The sequence below is a fragment of the Paenibacillus sp. R14(2021) genome (assembly GCF_019431355.1).
Classification (GTDB): Bacteria; Bacillota; Bacilli; order Paenibacillales; family Paenibacillaceae; genus Paenibacillus_Z.
The window spans coordinates 3,072,597-3,094,230 of record NZ_CP080269.1; the positions used below are offsets into that span (position 1 = coordinate 3,072,597).

17 protein-coding genes and 1 pseudogene are annotated in these 21,634 nt (G+C 53.3%); 4 read left to right on the forward strand and 14 right to left on the reverse strand.

Annotated elements, in window-relative coordinates:
* Positions 1-193: 193 nt before the first annotated feature.
* From KXU80_RS14370 to KXU80_RS14380, 3 genes are all read right to left on the reverse strand, one after another.
* A complete protein-coding gene (locus tag KXU80_RS14370) occupies positions 194-1,414 on the reverse strand; it encodes a stalk domain-containing protein (RefSeq protein WP_219833964.1) in 1,221 nt (406 codons plus the stop codon).
* A gap of 94 nt (positions 1,415-1,508) precedes the next feature.
* The gene (locus tag KXU80_RS14375; RefSeq protein WP_219833965.1) at positions 1,509-2,123 is read right to left on the reverse strand and encodes a phosphatase PAP2 family protein; all 615 of its coding nucleotides are present in this window, start codon (positions 2,121-2,123) and stop codon (positions 1,509-1,511) included.
* 172 nt (positions 2,124-2,295) lie between these two features.
* A complete protein-coding gene (locus KXU80_RS14380; protein WP_219833966.1) occupies positions 2,296-8,748 on the reverse strand; it encodes an S-layer homology domain-containing protein in 6,453 nt (2,150 codons plus the stop codon).
* 235 nt (positions 8,749-8,983) lie between these two features.
* On the opposite strand from KXU80_RS14380, the pseudogene KXU80_RS14385 reads away from it, so the two are divergent.
* Positions 8,984-9,352: pseudogene (locus KXU80_RS14385) on the forward strand (SDR family NAD(P)-dependent oxidoreductase); the annotation flags it as partial.
* 105 nt (positions 9,353-9,457) lie between these two features.
* On the opposite strand, the gene KXU80_RS14390 reads toward KXU80_RS14385, so the two are convergent.
* Positions 9,458-10,303 (reverse strand): protein phosphatase 2C domain-containing protein, encoded by an 846-nt coding sequence (locus tag KXU80_RS14390; RefSeq protein WP_219833967.1) that lies wholly within the window; start codon positions 10,301-10,303, stop codon positions 9,458-9,460.
* 109 nt (positions 10,304-10,412) lie between these two features.
* Here KXU80_RS14390 and KXU80_RS14395 point away from each other — a divergent pair, with 109 nt between their 5' ends.
* Positions 10,413-10,814 carry a DUF1761 domain-containing protein gene (locus KXU80_RS14395; RefSeq protein ID WP_219833968.1) on the forward strand — a complete coding sequence of 134 codons (402 nt, stop codon included), beginning with the start codon at positions 10,413-10,415 and terminating at the stop codon, positions 10,812-10,814.
* An 88-nt stretch (positions 10,815-10,902) separates the two neighbouring features.
* Here KXU80_RS14395 and KXU80_RS14400 read toward each other — a convergent pair whose 3' ends face one another.
* The 10 genes from KXU80_RS14400 to KXU80_RS14445 all read right to left on the reverse strand — a co-directional run bounded on the left by KXU80_RS14400 (position 10,903) and on the right by KXU80_RS14445 (position 19,536).
* Positions 10,903-11,139 carry a tautomerase family protein gene (locus KXU80_RS14400; protein ID WP_219833969.1) on the reverse strand — a complete coding sequence of 79 codons (237 nt, stop codon included), beginning with the start codon at positions 11,137-11,139 and terminating at the stop codon, positions 10,903-10,905.
* A gap of 24 nt (positions 11,140-11,163) precedes the next feature.
* The gene (locus KXU80_RS14405) at positions 11,164-11,901 is read right to left on the reverse strand and encodes an SDR family NAD(P)-dependent oxidoreductase (protein ID WP_219833970.1); all 738 of its coding nucleotides are present in this window, start codon (positions 11,899-11,901) and stop codon (positions 11,164-11,166) included.
* A gap of 21 nt (positions 11,902-11,922) precedes the next feature.
* Positions 11,923-12,450, reverse strand: a complete 528-nt coding sequence (locus KXU80_RS14410; RefSeq protein WP_219833971.1) for an NAD(P)H-dependent oxidoreductase — start codon at positions 12,448-12,450, stop codon at positions 11,923-11,925.
* Between the two features lie 90 nt (positions 12,451-12,540).
* Complete coding sequence (locus tag KXU80_RS14415; protein WP_219833972.1) at positions 12,541-13,542, reverse strand: acrylyl-CoA reductase family protein; 1,002 nt, start codon at positions 13,540-13,542, stop codon at positions 12,541-12,543.
* 12 nt (positions 13,543-13,554) lie between these two features.
* Complete coding sequence (locus tag KXU80_RS14420) at positions 13,555-14,631, reverse strand: NAD(P)H-dependent flavin oxidoreductase (RefSeq protein WP_219833973.1); 1,077 nt, start codon at positions 14,629-14,631, stop codon at positions 13,555-13,557.
* Between the two features lie 297 nt (positions 14,632-14,928).
* Complete coding sequence (locus tag KXU80_RS14425) at positions 14,929-15,219, reverse strand: DUF6171 family protein (protein WP_219833974.1); 291 nt, start codon at positions 15,217-15,219, stop codon at positions 14,929-14,931.
* Positions 15,219-16,706: an alpha-N-arabinofuranosidase gene (locus tag KXU80_RS14430; RefSeq protein WP_219833975.1), complete on the reverse strand. Its 1,488-nt coding sequence runs from the start codon at positions 16,704-16,706 to the stop codon at positions 15,219-15,221. The genes KXU80_RS14425 and KXU80_RS14430 overlap by 1 nt, the downstream gene beginning before the upstream one ends.
* A gap of 342 nt (positions 16,707-17,048) precedes the next feature.
* Positions 17,049-17,666, reverse strand: a complete 618-nt coding sequence (locus KXU80_RS14435) for a carbohydrate-binding family 9-like protein (RefSeq protein ID WP_219833976.1) — start codon at positions 17,664-17,666, stop codon at positions 17,049-17,051.
* Positions 17,663-18,688 carry a Gfo/Idh/MocA family protein gene (locus KXU80_RS14440; RefSeq protein WP_219833977.1) on the reverse strand — a complete coding sequence of 342 codons (1,026 nt, stop codon included), beginning with the start codon at positions 18,686-18,688 and terminating at the stop codon, positions 17,663-17,665. The genes KXU80_RS14435 and KXU80_RS14440 overlap by 4 nt, the downstream gene beginning before the upstream one ends.
* Positions 18,682-19,536 carry a sugar phosphate isomerase/epimerase family protein gene (locus KXU80_RS14445; RefSeq protein WP_219833978.1) on the reverse strand — a complete coding sequence of 285 codons (855 nt, stop codon included), beginning with the start codon at positions 19,534-19,536 and terminating at the stop codon, positions 18,682-18,684. Before KXU80_RS14445 ends, KXU80_RS14440 begins: the two co-directional genes overlap by 7 nt.
* 137 nt (positions 19,537-19,673) lie before the next feature.
* Here KXU80_RS14445 and KXU80_RS14450 point away from each other — a divergent pair, with 137 nt between their 5' ends.
* A complete protein-coding gene (locus tag KXU80_RS14450; RefSeq protein ID WP_219833979.1) occupies positions 19,674-20,576 on the forward strand; it encodes an AraC family transcriptional regulator in 903 nt (300 codons plus the stop codon).
* A gap of 383 nt (positions 20,577-20,959) precedes the next feature.
* On the forward strand, positions 20,960-21,526 hold the full coding sequence (locus tag KXU80_RS14455) for a YheC/YheD family protein (protein WP_219833980.1): 567 nt from the start codon (positions 20,960-20,962) through the stop codon (positions 21,524-21,526).
* Positions 21,527-21,634: the final 108 nt, after the last annotated feature.

Consider the following 21,634-nt stretch of genomic DNA (forward strand, 5'->3'; position numbering starts at 1 on the left):
TGTGTGAAATGTCATGTTCACCTGTAGTCTAGCAGGCCATTATGAACACCATGTGAAAATAAGCCGGATTCCGCAGGAAATGCTACCCACCTGGCAGCACTCGCCGTTCTTGCATGCATGAACGGCGAGTGCATCGTCCTGTATATAAAAAAACCTGCCCGCGTCCATGAAGGACACGAGCAGGCTTCCCTTGTTATTTCCCGTCTTCGACCTCATTGCCGGCAAGCTCGGCTGCGCCTGGCGCAAACAGCCATTTGCCATCCTGCTTCTGCAGCTTATAAGCGGTCAGCGACCGGAACGAGGACGTATCGGTCGGATCATCCTTGGAGGTAATGGTGAACACTTCGTCGGCCAATAGCGTGGCACTGTCTTCGTTCAGCTCGACGATGGCCGTGCGCGTCACCTTCGAAGAGAAGACGGATGTATCATCGCTGAAGAAATCCTCCCACGAAGCGAATTCATCGTCCAGGCCGGGTGCAGACGTCACATACGTCGCTTTGAACGCTTCCTTGTCGTTCGCAGTCAGCGCTGCGTTCTGGGCACCCAGAATCGCGTTGATCGCGGTTTTGTCCGCATCCGGCGCTTGCACTTCCTGCGCCCACAGGCTATCCTCGTCAAGCGCTTCTACCGAAAGCTGCTCCACGTCGTAGATGGCCCATTGGCCGCTTGCTTCCTTGCGGAGCGTGTAGATGATTTCGTTCTCCACGTTAGGATAGAAGCCTGTGCCGCTGATTTTCTTCGTGTCTTCCACGGCGTAGACAACCGCTTGCGTCGCCGAATATTCGTCGACCGACATTTCCATGTAATCGGTGTGAGTGTGAAGCTTCGCGAATTCGCTGTGAATCGTCGCGCTCAGCGCATCGCGAATCGGAGACTGCGAATGGAACAGCGCCATGAAGGCATCCGCATCCTGCTTATCCTCGGCGGCTCCGAGTCCTTTGATGACAGCAAACAGTTCCGCCTGCTGCTGCGCTGTCGGCCCTTTGTCCTCGATCGTCACCAGTTTCTTGGCGCCGTCCCAAGCGACTTTCTTGTCGGACAGCGTCGCGATGAAGCGAACGCCGACCAAAGTACGGCCATTCAGCAGCTTCATTTCGCCGTTTACCGGTACTTTCGTGCCGTTAACGAGCGCGGACGTGCCAGTCGGCGTCATCTGAATGCTGCGCGCGTCGGACGCGGCTTTAATGGTTTTGGTTGCGGCATCGTAATCGATGCTGTAACCAAGCTTCGTGAAGAGCGTACGGAATTCCACGTATGTCTTGCCATTCAGCAGCACGGGCGGCGTAGGGAAAATCACCCATTCCCCGTTCAGCTTTACTTTAATCTCGGTGCTTCCAGTTGCTGCAGACGCCGTTCCTGCCAGAGATGCAAAAACGACGACAAGCGCGATGGCGAGTCCAATCCAACGTTTCATAACAGCCCTCTCCCTATGACCAGAATAATCATTATTACTCTTAATCGTATACGATAGAGGCAGCTGCTTACAATGCGTCAAAGGGTCCATATGCCTAGTTGCGCGCACGCCTCCAATAACGGAACAAGCGGATGCACAGGGCCACCCAACAGGCGCTGACCCAATAGCCGGCAAGAATGTCCGACGGGTAATGCACGCCGAGGTAGATTCGGCTTAGTCCGATACTCACGATCATGCCCGCGCTGAACAGCAGCAGCACGGCGCGCCATCCCCGGTTCGGCAGATGCCGCCACAGCAAGTAAGTGAGGAGAAAGTAAAACGTGAACGCCGCCATGGAATGGCCGCTCGGATAGCTGAACCCCTGCTCCTCCACGATGCGGTGAATGTCCGGGCGGGCGCGTTTGTATATCGCCTTCAGCAGGTGGTTCAGGAGTGTAGAGCCTAGCATCCCGCCGATCAGCAGCACAAGCTCCCTGCGGTGCTTCAGCACGATAAACAAGACCGCAGAGACGATCAGCAGCAGCGGGATGACGACCGATGAAGTACCGATCTTGCTCAGAAATTTGGCTGTATGCGTGAGCGAATCGTTTTCCAAGCCCTGCACCATGCCGATGATGGAAGCGTCGAATCGCTTGAGGTCATCGCGGGACACCAGAATGGACAATCCTTCGAATCCCGCAATGGCAAGAATGAATAATACAAACCACATAAATCGTAACCCACCTTATTGATTGTTTCTGTCCAGTATAACGAGTAATGACAGTGTCTGCCAATCAAAAAGGAGCCGTCCCAAATCACCAGCGGTGACCAGGAACGGCTCCTTCCATCTTCATGGGCGAAATACGCCGCTTAGTGAACCGGGCGCCTCGCTTCATACATCATTAGTTGCTTCCTTGCTGCTGCAGCAGCAGGTAAACGCGGTAGATCATCTGCGCGGTTTCCGCTCTTGTCGCTTTGCCCGCCGGGTTCAGCGCGTCATCGCTGCCTTGAACGATGCCTGCATTGACCATGGCCGCCGCAGCGTCCTTCGCGTATTCGGCCAGCTTAGAGGTATCCTTAAACCCGTCAAGATCGGCATCGGAGCCGCTCAGCTTCAGCTTGCCGGTCGCTTGCAGCGCCCGCTGCAGAAGCACCATGATCTCTTGTCTCGAGATGCTCGCCTTCGGATTAAACTTATTGCCGCCTACGCCTGTGGCAATGCCAAGCTGTTTCATAATGGCGAGCGATTCATAGTAGTAATCCGATGCTTTGACATCGCTGAAGTTGCTGCTGGTGCTGCCTGTTGATTTGAGATCCAGCAGACGGACCAGCATGACCATAAAGTCGGCTCTCGTCATGTTCTTGGCCGGCTCGAACGTTTTCTCGGAGGTGCCGTTAATGATGCCTTCGGCAGATAGTATACCGATTGCATCCTTAGCCCAATCGTAATGCTTGTCCACGTCCTTGAACGGCGTTGTGGCCGGAGGAACTGGCTTACCTGGGTCCGTCGGTTTGCCCGGATCGGTTGGTGTAACTGGGTCCGTCGGTTTGCCCGGGTCTGTTGGTGCCGTTGGCGATCCATTGCCGCCATTGCCGCCGTTGCCGCCATTGCCGCCATTGCCGCCATTGCCGCTATCGTCGCTGCCTGCCGTGAACCCCCAAATATCGGAACGGGTATAGCCGCTGAATGCATCCTCAGCTACGGCATACCATTGATAATACTTACCTTGCGACAATCCGCTCCACTTCGCTGACGCCGAGGAGCCGCTGACTACATTGTCCTGCTTGCCAATCAATTCACTGGTGTACACTTTCACGCCGAAGTAATCCGTCGCAACCTGCTTGTGCATCGGCTGCAAATCAACGTCAAGATCAAATTCGTCCTTACCCGGGTACGTAGTCGGATCATAGTAATTGTAGTCATCCAAGTACGGTGAGTACGTCTTCACGTGAATCTTGTTATTCTTCACATCGAACTGAAGCAGTCGGATGTAACCGAGGCCGCCCTTCTCCGCACCTTGATAGTCAGCCAGCAGCTGATACACGTTGCGGTCCGGAACACCGTCTCCGTTATCGTCGATCTTGTCTACCAGCTTCTCGGCATCGTGATAATGACCGCAAAGCACGGCAATGACGTTCTTATTCGGCACAACGACTTTCTCATGGATTTTCTCGGAGATCGGCGCCCGGTTCGCGGACACGAGCAAATACTCATGGAAATCGAGAATCGCCTTGCGGTCCGGGTACGCTTTTACAACATCGTCCATCCATTGAATATCCTCGTCGCGGATATCCCAGCCCATATAAATAATGATGAAATCATTACCGCCGGCAGAGATCAGGTCATAGTGACCGCGATTGTTCTCATGCGAACCGCCGTAAGTGGGTTGATTTTTGAAGCGGTCTTCGCCGAAATACTCATCGAACTTCGTATAATCGGCATATTGATGGGAAACGTCATGGTTACCAGCGAGAACGCCGTAAGGCACGTTGCCATCTTCAAGCACCTTCATGTCTTTGCTTGCTTCTTTCCATTGGTACTCTTTATCCGCTTCATCGACGATATCACCGGTGTGGATAACATATTTAATCTTCATATCGTCTTTGTGATCGACGATCCACTTCACGTTGCCTTGGTAGATTTCCGGATAGCTTTCGGAATAGTACTGCGTGTCCGACATCCAGACGAAGCTGAAGTCGTAATCATCCTGCTTAACCGGCAATTGATCCTGCACGATAACGTGAATGGTTCCATCGACGGCGAAATCACCAGCCGGTACTTCCGCCGTCAGGCTGAATGCTTCATTGCCCGCAAGCTTCTCGTCGAGCTTCTTCCAGTTGCCCGCCGCAGGACTCCAAGCGTACATCGTGACCTGACGTCCTTCGAGCGATTTGCCCTGCCAATCGATTTCCACTTTATCCGTCTCTTTCACCGTCCGGTCCAGCTTCACTTCGAAACGGTGGTACGGGAATTTCTCGTCGGAATCATTGTTTAAATATTGACCGTCTGCCTTGCCGACCAGGTTATATTCGTCCTGATCCAATGCCGTTTCACCATCCGGCTTCAGTATCTTCGGCGGCTCGGTGTCCGTTGCATTCTTATAAGCCGTAAATCCTGTACGGTGACTGCTGTCGAACAGATATCCTTTATAGAAACTAACGTTCATCGGATCTTCCGTTGGATCCTGTACGTTAACGGAAAGATTCGGAGCTGCATCGTTTGCTTCGTTGCCTGGGGTAACCAGCTCCGGTTTAACCGGATTCTCGTTCGGTACGGTAAACGACAGATTCTGCTCCGTTACGTTGCCGACGTTATCCTCTGCCTTGATCGTAAAAATATGCGAACCTGGGCTCAATTTCGATGAAGACGTTGCATAAGGCAGCTTGATTACTTTGCCGTCCAGGGAAGCCTCGGACGATTTTAAGCCTGCAATAGCATCCGTCACCTGTGCATCGAGCGTAAATGCGCCGCGGTACGTTTTGCCGTTCTCGATCGATGGCGTAACGGCAGGAGCCGTATTATCGACCTTGATATTGGCTTTCACTTGGCCAAACGCCGCGCTGCTGACAGTCACTTGATGCGGACCGTCTGCCATTGTCGCTGTGTTCCAGTCGTACGCGTTGGAATTCAGCGCGCTCGCCGGTAAATTAAAGTTAAAATCGACTACTGGGTTTTTACCCGCGCTGTCGCCCATTTTAAGCTCCGTTACCGGATTGCTGTACTTCGGATCGTACACTACAGTACCGTCGGCAAAAACGAGACGGACATTTTTAACCGTGAAATCGTCTTTGTTCTCTTCCGGACGGTCATCGAATGGCGAGGATTTCGTACCTGCCCGGATCGAAATGACGTTTCCGCCAAGCTTCAACCGATTGGCCGTAATCGGAATGGTCAACGTTTGATACGTATTAATCGGATCCATGAAAATATGCAAAATTTCTTGACCCATCGTAACGCCGTTCTTGAAGTAGTAGTTGACGGCATTCGCCTCGAACGCAAACGATGCGTCCTTCTCCAGGGCATGGTACGTATTGCCGGTCAATGCTTGTCCGTCAATGCCGAGCGTCAGCGTATCCGGAACTGCAGATTCGGCTGTACCTTTAATGACCTTCGTTCCGCCGATGATATCGCCGTCTTTCAGGTTCAATCGCAGATTGGAACGATCTCCGCCGCCTGTAATCGCGACCGTATACGTAGCGGAAGTCACTTCATGGGTGCCATCCGAAATCACGTAATAGTATTGAATCGACGCTTTGCCGATCAGGTCGGGCGAGTAGAGCTTGAAGTGGTACATAAAATCGTTATAATCCCGATACAGGTAGCGGTTTGCATAGTTCGCATCCTTGTTGGATTTGTAGAACAGTTTAACCGATTTAATGCCTTGGCTGTCCTGTGCATCGCCTTCGATCGCCAGATCCTTGGACTGGTCGATGTTAGTCACGCCAGTCAGGTCAGTGATGGTCGGCGCTGTTTGGTCATCCGCAACGATTACCGGTACAGATGGCACTTGAGCTTGGGTTACGCTGCCTGGCGTTGGTGTTTCGATACCTGCGCTCTGCTTGATCATCGTTGTGCTTCCGTTGGTCGGGAAGCCATAAACAATCGCTTTGCTGTCTTTGGTTTCGTTCGTCTGCGACCCGTCGTAGTATGCAGACGAAATATCCACATGCGTATTGGTGCCGATCACGATACCGCGTTTGCTGGTATTCGCCATACCGTCCGCATACATTTTGAAAATATCCTGACCTTCTACCAGATTCGTCTGGTAAGTGTTGTTGAAGTCTACTACTGTCTTCGCAGTGTTCGCGCTGTTGATAATCCAGAACACGATCGTCTTGCCTGAGCCGATCATCATGCTTTCGCTGTCCGTCGGCCAAACGATGTCCGCATCGGGACCGGAGTCCGTATAACGGTAATACAGCTTGTAATCTTTCAGATTGATAGCTTTATCGGTGTTATTGTAAAGCTCTACATATTCGTAGCCGTCCGCGCTGCCAACGTTCACCGTATTGGGAACTGCTTCAGTTACTAGAAGCTGCGGGACCTTCTGCGTGTCGAAATCCGGCACGTTGACACTGACTGTGTACGTATCCGAAACGACTGTATTCTTAGCATCCTTGACTTCGATGTAATATTGCAGCGTGGCTTCCTTCAGCTCTTGCCTCGGAATATCAGCCAAGTACGTATGCCCCGTGGTCACGTTCATCGGCGCAGCCGTGAATGCGGTCTGCGAAGCCGTTTTGTAAAAAACGTTTGCCGTTACGGGATCAACCATTCCCTCGTCGCTTTCCTTGTTCGTGATTTCCGCGGTAATCTGCAGATTCACGTTAGGTTCTGCATGCGTGACCGGCGTGTGGTTGATAACAGGTTTCTCGTTCTGCCCTTCGCCCGGAAGCGAAGCCGGCATCTTAGGCACTTGATTCTTAACGATGATACCAGGGGTTGCCGCCTGCGTGCCGAACGAATCGAGCAGCATAGCCGTCGTACCGTCATCCGGATATTTGTAGAGCAGAGGCTTGTCCTCGATGCTGCTTACTTGCGCTTCGTAGTGCGCCGAGACGATCTCTTGGTTAGCGCCATTACGAATAACGATACTGCGCGCGCCGCCGTTCGCCATGCCGTCGTTTGCGATCTGAACCAGATCCTGCCCCATCGTCAGGCTCGTACCGAAATGATTATTAAAGTCCGCCGCCGTCAAGAGCTTGCTCGCGGCATTGCCTATCCAAAGAACCGCGGATTTCTGGGAAGGGATGACGACATCGCCTGTCTCCCACTGCGTCTCCTTCGTTTGGTTCGTATACAGATAAATCAGCTTGTAATCCTTCAGGTTGATTGTGCGATCCGAGTTGTTGTAGACCTCGATAAACTCATATCCGTCAAGGGAATTTCCGACCGGATCCAGCTTATTCGCAGAATTTGGATTCAGCTCCGTGATCAGGATCGTTGGCACGTAGTTATAGTTTAAACTCGGGCGAATATCGACGTTATAGACGTCCGTATCCTTCTTGGTCGTACCGTCGGTCGCTTCGATATAGTATTGCAGCTTCTTCTGCAGCAATCTATCTTTCGGGATGGCGCCTTCGAAGGCGGATTTCTCCGGCGTCGATTTGTCCGGGTTCAACGTCATCGGAACTGCCGTGTAGGTTGATTCCGAATCCAGTTTGTAGTAGATGCTGGCCGTAGCCTTGGATAGGTCCGCTCCGTTCGATGCGGATACCGACGCGATCATCTCCAGATTGCTGTCGTCGATACCGTCCTTCACAGGCGTATGGTCGATCGCAATGGCAGGCTGCGGCACGCTGAAGTGAACATTGACCGTATAGTGCGCCGTGTCTTTGGTCGTCGTGCCGTCAGTTGCCTCAATATAATATTCCAGTTTGCTGTCCAGCAGCTTCTCCTTCGGAATGGACCCTTCGAAAACGGATAGCTCCGATGTGGAGTTACCTGCATTAATCGTCATAGGAACGGAAGTGAACGCATTCTCCGAATCCGATTTATAGAAGAGCGTTGCGGCAGCCTTTGTTAGATCTGCGCCGTTCGACGCGGATACCGTAGCGTTCAGGGCTACGTCGCTGCCTTCGTTGACATCCGTTACAGGCGTATGATTGATCCCGAGCGCAGGCTGCGGAAGCTCATCGAATGCCAGGGTCGGCATGAAAATGCTTTCGACAGTGCCTGGCGTAGCGGCGTGGACGCCTGCGGCGTAAATACCGTCCGTAACCAAGGTGCTATTCGCGCTTCCGTCGGTTGGGTAAGAATAGAACATCCCTTTATTGGGATTCGAATAGCCTGTATTAGCGACCGAATCATAACTTGCAGATGATAATTTATTTCCACTACTATCTTTAAGAAACAGCTCACGTGTAGCATCATTTGCCATACCGCCGCCGCCGTTGACGCGGAATAAGTTGGTCCCTTCCGTGAGCGTTGTGCTGTAGATCGTATTGAATTGGCTCGCCGAATAAGCAGTATTATCCGCATTCATAATCCACAGGACGATGGCTTGCTTAGGCGGAATGACAGGATGATCGGTCGAGCGCGTTAATGGCCATGCAGCATCCGGCTTACTGTTATCATTGTAATGATAAACTAAACTGTTCCCGTCAAGGGAAACAGGGACGGTAGAATTGTTATACACTTCTACGAACTCATATGCATCAGACGATACACCAGATACATTCGTGCTATCCGGCACAAGCTCCGTTATTAACAACTTGGGCACCTTCGAGAAATCAAGCGCCTCTACCGACACGTCTGCGTTCGCGACGCCTGCGCCGTAAGGCGTGATCAGGCCTGCCAGCAAACTGCCGATCAACGCGCCGAGTGCCAGCTTTTGAACCTTCTTCTTACTCACTGAATAAACACACTCCCTGTTCTACTATGTAAATGCTGCAACGTAGCGGATTTTGTTGGAAAATGTCGCAACACGTGTAGGTACAAGTTTATAAAAGTATTGTGCACGTGAAGTTAATGTTCTGTTTAAAAATCGTAAATGATGATTTCCCTTCCATGTCAGTAGTTGTCAGTGGATTGAGGATACACTGAAGGACGTGAGGGTGTTACATCCAAACAAGAAGGGAGACACATGAATCGTGAGGAAACCATTAGAAGGAAAAATTGCCGTCGTCGCCGGAGCGACGCGAGGGGCTGGACGCGGAATTGCCGTACAGCTAGGTACGGCAGGTGCAACGGTATACGTAACGGGGAGAAGCACGGAGGGCAGCTTGTCCGACATGGGACGCAGCGAAACGATCGAGGAAACGGCGCGGCTCGTCACGGCCGCGGGGGGACTTGGCATTGCCGTGCGAACCGACTATGCCGTCGAGAATGAAGTGAAGGCGCTGTTTGAACGGGTCGCCGCTGAACAGGATGGACAGCTGGACATCTTGGTGAACGATATTTGGGGCGGCGATCCGCTGACCGTCTGGGGCGAGCCGTTCTGGTCGCATTCACTGCATACGCGGCAAGGCGCTGACCTCCTGGGACTTGTCCAAGGAATACGGGTTCGCTGATGCCGACGGGAGACGGCCGCACTGGGGCCGTTATGCGGCCGAGCACGGCTTCTAGACCGTCAAATCGAGCCATATTGCTGTTTTATCATCGGACTTTTTCATTCTCGGATACCGCGTGCAGTCCGGGTCCGACTCTTCCAGCGCTGTCAGCCATGCCGCGTAGCTGTCCAAGCCCATATCCCGGACCCGAGCCGCGATATCGGCAGCGCTGTCCTTGTCCGATTCCCCGGCAGGCTTCGGGATGTAGAGACCGTCCGAGAACAACAGCAGCGCAGCGACGCCGGAGCTGCTTATGCGCCCGAACTCCACGAAATCCGCGAAGCCGGGGTCGCCGTTCAGTACGCCGTATCCGCCCGGCCGGTTCGCAATGGCTCGGCCGGCGATAATTTGCGGGCGCACATGCGCCCATAATTGCTCTGCAGTCATCAGACCGGCGGCGATGCCTGCCGTCCAAACAGCCTTGCTTCGATCATCGACATGCGCCAATTGATCATGCGTAACGACGCGAATGGTGCCGTCGACGTAATAAACGGCCAGCATGCAGTCGCCAAGCTGCGCGTATTCAATCCACTTGTCGCTTATGCGCACCAGCACCGCGCAAGCGCTCCATAGCGCTTCCGGCTGATCTAAGGCGATGCCTGCGCCTTCCATGGCGGACCGAAGCTTCGCATTGGCATCCGTCAACAGCTCCAGTAAGCTCCGGTCCCCTTGCGCTTCACAAGCCCCGGCAGCAAGCTGCGCCGCCAAATATCCGCCGGTCTCGCCGCCAGGGCCGCGATAAGCCGCCAGCGAAGTCGCGCCGTCGATCACGCCGAAGAGGCGGCCATCCCCGCCGCGTACGAGCGCATCCTCGTTCCATTTGCCAACGCCTTGCTTGGTGAGTGTCGTTACTTGCATGGAAATCGCCTCCTGCACGCGTATTGCGCAATTATCGTAGTCACTCCTTCAAGCTTATGATAGACTTCGATTAAAAGGCAAATATAAAATATAATCTCGGGGGCGAAACATGCTGGATTTCGGAGCTATTCATTATTGGGGTATCTTGGTCGCGACGGTGGTCACGATGGTACTCGGCTTTCTATGGTATTCGCCGGTGTTATTCGGCAAAGCTTGGGCGAAGCAGGTTGGCCTGAACATGGCGGACATGTCCGGCGGTGCAATGACCTACGTACTGACTGCGGCGACGGCACTGATCGGCGTGTTCCTGCTCGGGCTCTTGATGACCGTTGATGGCGGACAGAGTGTCTCTTCCGGTTTGTTGCTCGGCTTGATCATCGGACTTGCCATCGCCGTCAAGATCGGCATGAACTACCTGTTCGAAGGCCGTAAGCTTTCGCTCTATTTCATCACCATCGGGTATCACCTGACATCATACCTGCTCAGCGGACTCATCATTGGCTTGATGTAAGCATCAATAAGTAGTTATGCAACAAACCCAGTGCCGTTAGGCACTGGGTTTGTTTTATCGAAGGACAGTTCACAATCGCAGCTTTGCTTTACTCGGATTTCGCAGCGCGCTGCTTCCGGAATTCAAGGGCAGGCAGTCCGCCCCAGCCCCAATTGTCCGTATCGACTTCCTCGATAATGACGAAAGTCGATTCCATCGGCTTATTCAGCACCTTGAGCAGAAGCTCGCTTACGCCTTTGATCAGCTCGGCCTTCTCTTCAGCCGTAACTGAGTCGCGGCTTGGAACAGTACCCTCACGGGTAACTTGAATGGTTACGACTGGCATAGCTTTGCCTCCTCTACGTTTCGATTAATGTCCGGCAGCTTGTCCGCCGTCTACATGAAGAATTTCGCCGGTTACGAATTGCGCGCCATCAAGATACAAGATTGCATCCACGATTTCATGCATCTCGCCCATGCGCATCATTGGGTGCATGACAGCTAGTGCCGCATGCGTCTCTTCCGGATGCATCGGCGTTTTGATCGTGCCCGGCGATACGGCGTTCACGCGGATACCCCGCGCGGCATACTCGATTGCCAGCGATTTGGTTGCACCGTTCAAGCCGCCTTTGGTCAACGAAGCAAGCACGGAAGGCACTTCAACGCTTGGGTTATCGACCAAGCTTGTCGTAATGCTGACCACGTGGCCCGAGCCTTGCTTTTCCATCTCCTTCATTGCTTGCTGCGTGACATGGAAGAACCCGATGACGTTGGTAGACAGATACGTCGTGAACTCTTCCTGCGTATAGCCCGTGAACGGTTTAGCAATGAAAATACCGGCGTTGTTAACGAGCGTATCGATACGTCCGAACCGTTTCACGGTTTCGTCAATGAGACGCTTTGCAACCTCTGGATCCGAAGCGTCGCCGGCTACATAATGTACGTGCGCGCCAGTTGGATCAATTTCTTTCGCTGCTGCAGCGAGCGATTGCTCGGTCCGGCTGTTAATGACGACATTTGCGCCTTGTTTCACGAGCTCGATTGCAGTTGCTTTACCGATCCCGCTGCTCCCGCCAGTAACGACATATACTTTACCTGTGATCTTCATAAAACTTATTCCCCCTGTTATTTATTTGGACTCGGATTTTATATAAGCGACATACGCCTTTTTGCTTTGCTCGAGCTGCTCGTCCGTTACGTTCGGAGCATCGTTTAGCGTGAAATGAGGCAAGTAAGTTGCGCCCATGAAATAAATGGTTGCTTCGATCGGACGCAAAATTTCTTGCAGCGTGAAACGATTAGCTCCGCCGGGTTGATACGATGCCGTCGATCCGTAGGTGGAGACAGCGACGCCGAACTCTTTGCCAGGCATGACCGTTGTGTCAGGACCGTAAGCCCACCCGTATTCAAGCACGTTGTCGAACCATTTTTTTAGCAGCGAAGGCGTGCTGTACCAGAACATCGGGAATTGCAAAATAATGCGGTCATGCGCTTCGATCAGCTTCTGTTCCCTTGCCACGTCAATGACTTCATCCGGATATGACTGTGCCAACTCGTGAATCGTAAGCTCGGAATGCTTGCGCAGCTCCTCCAGCCAAGCCTTGTTGATGCGGGAAGCCGTAAGGTTAGGATGCGTAACAATAATCAATGTTTTCATGTATTATCACTCCAATGTTGTTTGTTTTAGTAAGCATTTAGATACAGAGCCAATGTGTATAAAACGAAGCGGACACTGCAAGCCCCTCAGCTAACGGGAAATACGCACAATGGTTCTGCCGCGGACGCCGCCGCTGAGAATAGCAGGAAGCGCACCCGGCAGCTGTTCCAACGAAATCTCGGACGACACCATTGCTTCGAGCTGCGGCGGCTTCCAATCGGAGCCGATTCGCAGCCATAGCTGTTCACGCAGCTGAGGCGAGGCGTATACGGAGTCGATTCCTAGCAAATTGACGCCTCGGAGAATAAAGGGATACACGGTTGCTGGGAATTCGCCGCCGCCGGTCACGCCGCTTAATGCAACCGAACCGCCGTATCGGAGCGTGCTGAGTACATAGGCCAGCGATGCTCCGCCGACAGGATCCACGGCTGCCGCCCACTGCTCCGAGCGCATCGGTTTACGGTCGCCTTCCGCCGGAAGCAGTGCTTCACGACCGATGATCTCCTTCGCGCCGAGGCTTCGGAGATACGCATGCTCGGAAGCTTTGCCGGTGCTGGCCGTTACCTCGTAACCGGCCCGAGCGAGCATGGCCACGGCATGACTGCCGACGCCGCCGGTTGCGCCAAGCACGAGCACTTTGCCGGAATCAACCGTCAAGCCGCTCGCTTCAAGTCGATGGATCGAGAGCGCTGCCGTGAACCCAGCCGTGCCGACAATCATCGCTTCGCGCAGCGACAAGCCAGACGGCCGTGCCGTCAGCCAATCACCGGATACACGTGCATATTCACTGTAGCCGCCGAAGACATCGGTTCCCATGCCCCAGCCGGTAGCAAAAACCTCGTCGCCTTCACGCCAACGCGAATCTGCAGATGCGATCACCGTTCCAGCCAAGTCAACGCCCGGAATGATTGGGTAGGCCCGAACAACACGGCCGGATGGGGTCGCAGCAAGACCATCCTTGTAATTGATACTGGAATATGCGACACGTACGGTCACATCTCCCATGGGCAGGTCAGTCATGCTTAACTCCCGCAGCCCAAGCGAGAATGAGTCGCCTTGTTTATCAACCACAACTGCTTTGAAAGTATCCATCGCTCATTCCCCCTAATGGATGATTGACGCAGCCTGTTCCAAAACTTCTGCTACGATCTCGCCTGCTGGCTGACCGTCGGTCAGCATTCGTGTTCCTTGCCCTGCCCACAACGACAGATACCCATCAAGCTGCTGCTTGGCGGCCGCATTGCGGATATCGCGCGTAGCCGTATTCTGCGTTGGAAATGCGAGCGGAGCGATCCCGCTTGCATTCCATTCGCGAATGAACGCATTCTCGATGCCGCGAGCCGGTCTTCCCGAGAAGGCCTTCGTGAGCACCGTGCTTTGTTCGTCGCTCGCAAGGAGCGCCTTCCGATAAGCCGGATTCGTCCCTGATTCCGCCGCCGTCAAGAAGCGAGTTCCGAGCTGCACGCCCTGCGCGCCAAGCGCTAGCGATGCCGCCAGTCCTCGACCGTCCATGATGCCTCCAGCCGCAAGGACCGGAATCGATAGTTTGTCCACGATTTGCGGAACCAATGCCATCGTCCCGATATTGGCGCCCATCGGTTGTTCGTCAATGTCGAATGTCCCCCGATGACCGCCGGCCTCGCTGCCTTGGGCAACTACCGCATCAGAGCCCGCTTGCTCCGCAAGCTGTGCTTCCTTGACGGTGGTAACCATCGTGACCACTAGAAGACCCGCCGACTTGGCCTCACTCATGTAAGGCTCGGGCAGCACGCCGAAAGCCGTGCTGATAACCGGCACTTTCTCTTCAAGCAGAACGGCGATTTGCTGATGAAACAAGTTCGGCGACGTTACGTTGCTTTCCGCCGCGCGCGGGATGCCGAGTCGGTCGCGAACTTTATCGAGTTCGCGCTGCACGTCCCGGATCCCCGTATAATCATCGTCCGCTCGCACGACGAATAGGTTGACGCCAAAAGGCGAAGCGGTCAATTCACGGATTCGTAAGATCGCAGCGCGAATCGCTTCCGGCTCCATATAGGCAGCGCCGAGTGTTCCCAATCCGCCGGCTTCGGATACTGCAGCCGTCAGCTCAGGCGTCGACGGCCCTCCCGCCATACCAGCGAGGAAAATCGGATATCGAATGCGAAATTGTTCGCACAATGCGGTTTCTAACGTCAACTTCATTGTCGCTCCCCCGTTTCATTCATGAAATGAATGCGTTAATTGTTGCCAAGTTCACTTCACGCAACTAAGCATACACCTCCATCACCACCGTGCATAATATCAGTTGCGGATACCGAGCCATCTCAGAATCAGATACGACACCCTTAGGTTAACCAGTATTTCCATTGTGGCTTATTCACATTTATAAAAATTTCATAAGACGACACGCTTCTATAGAAGTAAATCATCCCACCAAGCCTCTGCATGCAAAAAAAGCCGCCTCGGCGTCATTTCATAATGACCTCCGAAGGCAGCCTATTACTCCGCTATGAGTTCGTTCCAGCGCGATCCGCCCGGCTGCGGACACGACTTCACTGCCAGCTTCGCCCTGACGCGAACGAAGCAGCCGCAATGCGCGCACGTCGAGCCGTACTGCAGTGACGGGCAGGCCGTGCACTGCCGGAGTCTCGCCTCGTACCTCGCATCGCTGACGCAATCGCCCGGATGCAGCGCCAGCTTGCTCAGTACCCGGTCAATCTGCGCGTCCGTCACATGGACGGACGCGCTGCAGCCCTTACAGTTCTCTCGCTTCTCCGCTCCGGCCTGCATTACCCGATCCGCAGAACCGCGACGGATGCGGCCGGCAGCGTCGCCCGCACCGTACCGTCCGCTTGGCGGGACACCGCGGTGAACGGTGATTGCTTGACTTGCTCGGGCTGCTCCACCGTGTTATGCGCCTGCAGCGATTCGGCATGCAGCAATGTACCGTTGATCGGCGCGTTATTCTCCGCCAACCCTCTAAGTTCGAACGTCAGCTCCGCCTCTTGATCATGGCTGAGGTTGCACAGGCTGATCAAGATGCTGCCATCCTTCCCGCGGGATGCCGAGGCGCTTGTCTGCGGGATGGATACCCCGTCATACGTGTACGGCGCCGGCTCATGAGCCAAGTCCAGCAGCTCCGCGTCGTGATGCCCTTTGAACATTTCGAAGACATGGTACGTCGGCGTCACCGTCATTTGCCCGCCTTCCGTCAGCACGACCGCTTGCAGGACATTGACCGTCTGCGCGATATTCGCCATCCGCACGCGGTCGCTGTGCTTGTGGAAAATATGGAAGGTCGCGGCGGCAACGAGCGCATCCCGCATCGTATTCTGCTGGTAGAGGAAGCCCGGATTCGTGCCCGGCTCCACGTCGTACCACGTCCCCCATTCGTCGACGATCAAGCTGATCCGCTTATCGGGATCGTATTTGTCCATGATCGTCTTGTGCTTGGTTACGATCTCGTCCATCACCAGCGCCTTGCGTAGCGTTCCGAACCAATCCTTCGGCTCGAAGTCTGTCGCAGAGCCTTTCTCCGCCCACACGTTAGGCACCGTATAATAGTGCAGCGTCAAACCGTCCATGTACCCGCCCGCTTCGCGCATAAGCACTTCGGTCCAGTTGTAATTGAAGTCGTTGGCGCCGCACGCGATCCGGAAAATCTTATTATCGCCGTAGTTGCGCACGTACGTCTGATACCTGCGGTACAAATCCGCGTAATACTCCGGCCGCATGTTGCCGCCGCAGCCCCAGTTCTCGTTGCCGACGCCGAAGTAGCCCACTGACCACGGCTCTTGCCGTCCGTTCTCCGCACGCAGCGAGGCCATCGGTGATTCGCCGTCGAACGTCATGTACTCGACCCATTCCTGCATCTCCTGCACCGTGCCGCTGCCGACGTTGCCGTTAATGTAAGGCTCGCAGCCCAGCAGCTCGCACAGCATCAGGAATTCATGCGTGCCAAAATGATTGTTTTCCACGACGCCGCCCCAGTGGGTATTGATCATCCGCTTGCGCGTCTCCCGCGCGCCGATGCCGTCACGCCAATGATACTCGTCGGCGAAGCAGCCGCCCGGCCAGCGCAGCACAGGAATGCTCAGCGCTTGAAGCGCTTTCAACACATCGTTACGAATCCCGCGCGTATTGGGGATATCCGAATCCTCGCCTACCCAAATCCCTTCGTAAATGCAGCGGCCGAGATGCTCGGCGAAATGTCCGTAAATGTTGCGGTTAATGGTGCCCAGTGTACGATCGGCGTTGATGACGACGCGGTTGGTCATGCTAGCTGTCAGCTCCCTTTTAAATTAATAATAATATTAATTAGTGAATATAATTATGATTCTATATTCTATTAAACAGGATGGCAGGGGATTTTTCAATGCTTATTTGATCGATGATCGGTTGAATCAACATCTTTATAAAAAAAACCACATGGAGTTGTTACACTCGCGTGTGGCAATCAAGAGTTTAAGATGAACGATTATCTTGTTCAACTGCGTATCTCAGTATTACTTTATTTTGATTGCATACATAAATTCTCAACGTCAGCTGAATGACAGCTTACGAAATAGCTCCTGCTACAGGATGAACGCCATACTGCTGAGCAAGTCGGACGACTAAAGCTATTCTTTTACAAAAACAAGCGTTCCGAAGCACTCCGGCCTATGAAAGTCGACCTTGCCCGTCGGGCGCCAAGCCCAATAATGACGTGTTCCGCCGCGGTCGTCATCGATCCGGTACGCATTCCAGCGCCAGACTGTCCCATCGGCCGGCAGACGGCGGAAGTTCGCAAGCGGAAGCCTAATCTCGTAGTGCTTCTCGCTTCCGTGGTCCTCCACGCACGTGACCATGTTGACCGCATGCCATGATAGATCGACTTCCTTCTTACCGGAGGGGTCGTTCTGGATAATCGCGTCAAACACCGCGTTAAGCGGATTGATCTCGAGCTCGACATACGACGTGCCTTGCCCGGTTTCATCAAGGAAAATTTCCACGACGTCTTCCAAATAGAGCGGCGCGTCATGTTCGCGCATAGTCGCAACGACATAGTCGTCTTCGCACTCGAAGCGAATCCACAGATCCGTATCGGTCCAGCAAGCTTTCACGGTCGTGCGCAGCCGAGGCGCAGCTCCAGTCACGACATCGGATAATACAAGCGGCTCGATAATGCCCCATGGCACCCCGCTGTCTGCTGCCTTCAAGCCTACATGGAGGCAGCGGTAGATGTCCATGCCCCTCATCGCTTTACTTCTACCCATTCACCGGAGAACGATGCGGATTGACGCTCGGCTTCAATGATCCGTATGGAATCCTGCGTGCTCCGCGTCGGTATAGCGGCAAGCGGCTGCTTGGCGATCAATGTTTCCGCGAAATATTTGAGCTCATAGTAATAGCCTTGGTCTGCAGGAAGCTCCGGGTTAAACCCCGGTGCGCCGCCCGGATTCACCTGCACGCCGCCGCCGCGGAAGCTCACGTTGCCTGCCTCGAAATTAACCCTATAATTCATTTCGAAGCCAAAGTCCCCCTGAAGGGTCCAATCGACCTGCGCGTTGACGACTTTGCCATCCCCATAGCGGTAATTGGTCGATACGATATCATAGCCCGATCCGGGAATGACGTTGAGCGCTTGGCAGGATACCGTATCCGGCATGCCAAACAACCAGTTCACGATATCCGTATCATGTTCGTGCATATCGAGCAGTGCGCCGCCGCCTTTGTCTCCCTCGAGCAGCCACGGCCCCCAAGTCGGCGTACCGCTGCCGCGGAAGAACGATGCGCTCGTGACTTTACCGAACGTCCCCTTCTCAACGGCTTCCTTCAAGTAGACATAGGCCGGCCAGAAACGCAGGCATTGGCCGATCATCAGCTGTTTGCCTGCGGCTTCGGCAGCCCGAATCATCTCTTCGCAGTCGGCGGCAGTTGGCGCCATCGGCTTCTCGCAGAGCACATGGAGGCCCGCCTCCAAGCAGCGGATCGACACGTCCTTGTGCAGATACGTAGGCAGCGCGATATCCACAGCATCTAATTCTTCTTCTCGAAGCATTTCTTCCACGGTTGCATACTTGCGGAAACGGCTGAAATCTACCGCTTCGTCGGAAGCGGTGTCGATATTGCCGCTCGTGGCGGGGCCTTCCAGCTTCACGGGATCGATATCGCAGATGGCCGTGACTTGCAGCGGCACGCCTTCCTTCTCCAGCCGCAAATAATTATCCAGATGCGTCCTGCCCATGAATCCCAGCCCGATCAGAGCGATTTTCAGCATAGCTCCTCGTTCCTCCCCAGAATCGCGCTCATCGAAGCGGATGTGCTGTAAATGATTTGTTTGGCATGGTGCTTGTACGGCGGAATCATCTCGCCGATCACGAAATCGTCATAGCCGATCTCTTCCAGCGCGCGGATAACCTCCGGATAGTTCACGTCCCCGGCGAGCAGATCAACGAAGCCGGACAGGCCGCCGCTCTCCCGGCGATAATCCTTGAAGTGCACCTTCTTGATGCGCGAATTCAGAATCCGGATCCAATGCTCCGGATAGCCGGCGTACACAACGTTGCCTACGTCAAAATAAGCGCCGACGTATTTCGATCCTGTTGCGTCGATGAACTGCCGCATTTCGAGCGGGGAAAGCAAGAATTTATTCCAGACATTCTCGATGCCGATGGAGACGCCCGTCGACGCTGCCGTACCGGCCAGTTCCGTTACGGCTTCTAGCGCATTCTCGTACGCTTTGTCGTACGGAACCACTTCGCTATCCGGAATAAAGTCGACGCCGACCGCTCCCGGAATGACCAGAATCGTGTCCACCCCGAGAATCGCTGCGGTCTCAAGCTGCTTCTTGGCGATGTCCTTCGCCTTCTCCCGTTTCACGCGGTCCTCGCTGGTCATCGAATAGCTCCAGTAGAGGCCGCTAGCCAGACTCGTAAGCGCGATACCCTTATCCTCGGCAAGCTTGCGAATATCTTCAATCTCCCTTACGCTGCTCTCTAAACTTAACGGACCCGTCTCGTTCAATGACAGCTCGATGCCTTCAAAGCCTGCGTCTTTGGCGATTGCCATCGCCTCGTCGATTGTCGTTCCTTCCGCGAACGACCAGATGTTAATTCCTTTTTTCACGGCGCTCCACCTCCTGTTATGGTTCTAATTATAGGAAAAGCGTGCCGAATTGGATTTAGCAATAAAGCCGGATTTTTTGCACTGCCGCTGTGCTAGAATGGAAGGAAAGGAACGCCGGATAGAAAGGAGGACGCGCCATGGATTTCACTTCGCTTGCCCTTCACGAATCGATTACGATCACGAAGTTATATTCCTTCCATTACTTCGAATATGCCAAGGGATATGTGTTCGAGGGGGAAGAGCATGATTTCTGGGAGCTTCTCTACGTGGACAAGGGCGAAGTCGAAGTACGAGCCGACGACCGGATCGTGCAGCTCTCCCAAGGCGAGATCATTTTTCATAAACCGGGGGAATTTCATACGGTTCGCGTCTCCGCTCGGCACAGACCGCCGAATCTGATCGTCATCTCGTTCGAATCCCCATCGGAGGATATGGTCCGGTTCGAAGATAAAATCATGCCGCTCGGCAAACGCGAGCAGGGGCTGCTGGCTCTCATTCTGAAGGAAGGCTTCCTTACCTTCAATCCGCCTTTCGACGATCCCCTCTCCCACCGGCTGTCTTCGCACCCCGATGCACCCTATGCGGGGCAGCAGGTGATAAAAGCCTGCTTGGAAGTCCTGCTCATCCTGCTGCTGCGCAGCGAAAGCGCGGATCAGGACAAGCCCCAGCTCACCTTCACGCAGAAAGACAACGCCGATTCGCACCTGCAAGAGCGGATCGTCGCTTATATGAGAGAACATATTGCCGACAATCTTTCTCTAGACCAGCTCTGCCAGGCGATGCATGTGGGGAAAACCCGGTTGAAGGACATTTTCCAATCCCGCGCCGGAACAGGCGCCATCGACTACTTCAAGCAGCTCAAGATCCAAGAAGCCAAAGTGCTCATTCGTGAGAGACAGTACAATTTGACGGAAATCGCAGCCAAGCTCGGCTACGGAAGCATCCATTATTTCTCGCGCGATTTCAAACGTTCGACTGGCATGTCGCCGTCTGAGTATGCGCGATCGGTTATTGCACGAGCGGGGAGAGTTGAAGGATAGATCCGTTTCGCGTTAGAAAATGAAGAAGCCTTGGGAGTTGAATAAACCCCAAGGCTTCATTTCTTATTAACCTTCCGTTTCGCCATATTCGTATTTGTGATTATAATTTTTCGATAACAATAGACTCCAGCAGGATCAAAGAATAATCCAAAAGCGCTATTTCCAGGGGTAGGAAATACTTCCCAACTGATATTGTAAATGCCAGTCTCATTGATCACAATAGTTGTCGGCGGAGCAAACGTTTAAGAACATACTTCCTTTGATTACGGTTTGCAACCACAATACCTACAAAACCGTGGTTTTTGTTCATCGCTTGCCTCCATTTTTTTAATAAAGAGAGTCATAATAATAGAATATGAAGAAGAAAATACAATGCATACCGTGTGGAGTTGAAGAATTCAGGGGAAATTCACATTGGTCACCACTATTTCTCACCACAAATCATTGCCACAGACGTCATCCAATTTCAGGAAAGCATGCAAAAACTTCTCGGCTCCACTCCCTATATCATTCAAAAAGGAGTCCCTATACGACAATTAAACAATAAAAGTTTCGATATCAGAGCGCTTGTGCAAAAAAATGATAAAGGCTTATGGTCCGTAACGAATGTCATCAGCCGGATTGCTAATATAAGCAGTTATAATACCAGCATCTGTGAAAAGGCATGTTTAACTACGGATGTTCTCAAGCATTTGTATCCACGCGATAAGGTTAAGGCTATTATTCAATCGGTCTATAACTTAAGTTTAAGATCCGCAGAAATAATGGATGAAAATGAAACCTACCATTTGGGCGAGTTTAGCGTAGATTTTGCGTTGGACAACGATGATCATATTGGGATAATCGAACTAAATGGAAAGCCGCAAAAGGATTTGTATGATGGAATTCGCAACCAATTTACAGTTTATAAGCGGCCGATACTATATGCTCAGTATTTGCACACACGCTAATTCTTACTGGATTTAGTATATGGGTTAGGCTTGGCATGGTTACATGCCGACCAGACATCGTTATGTTAGCGCAATGATATTTCAGCGAAATACTTTCGTGATTTTTCG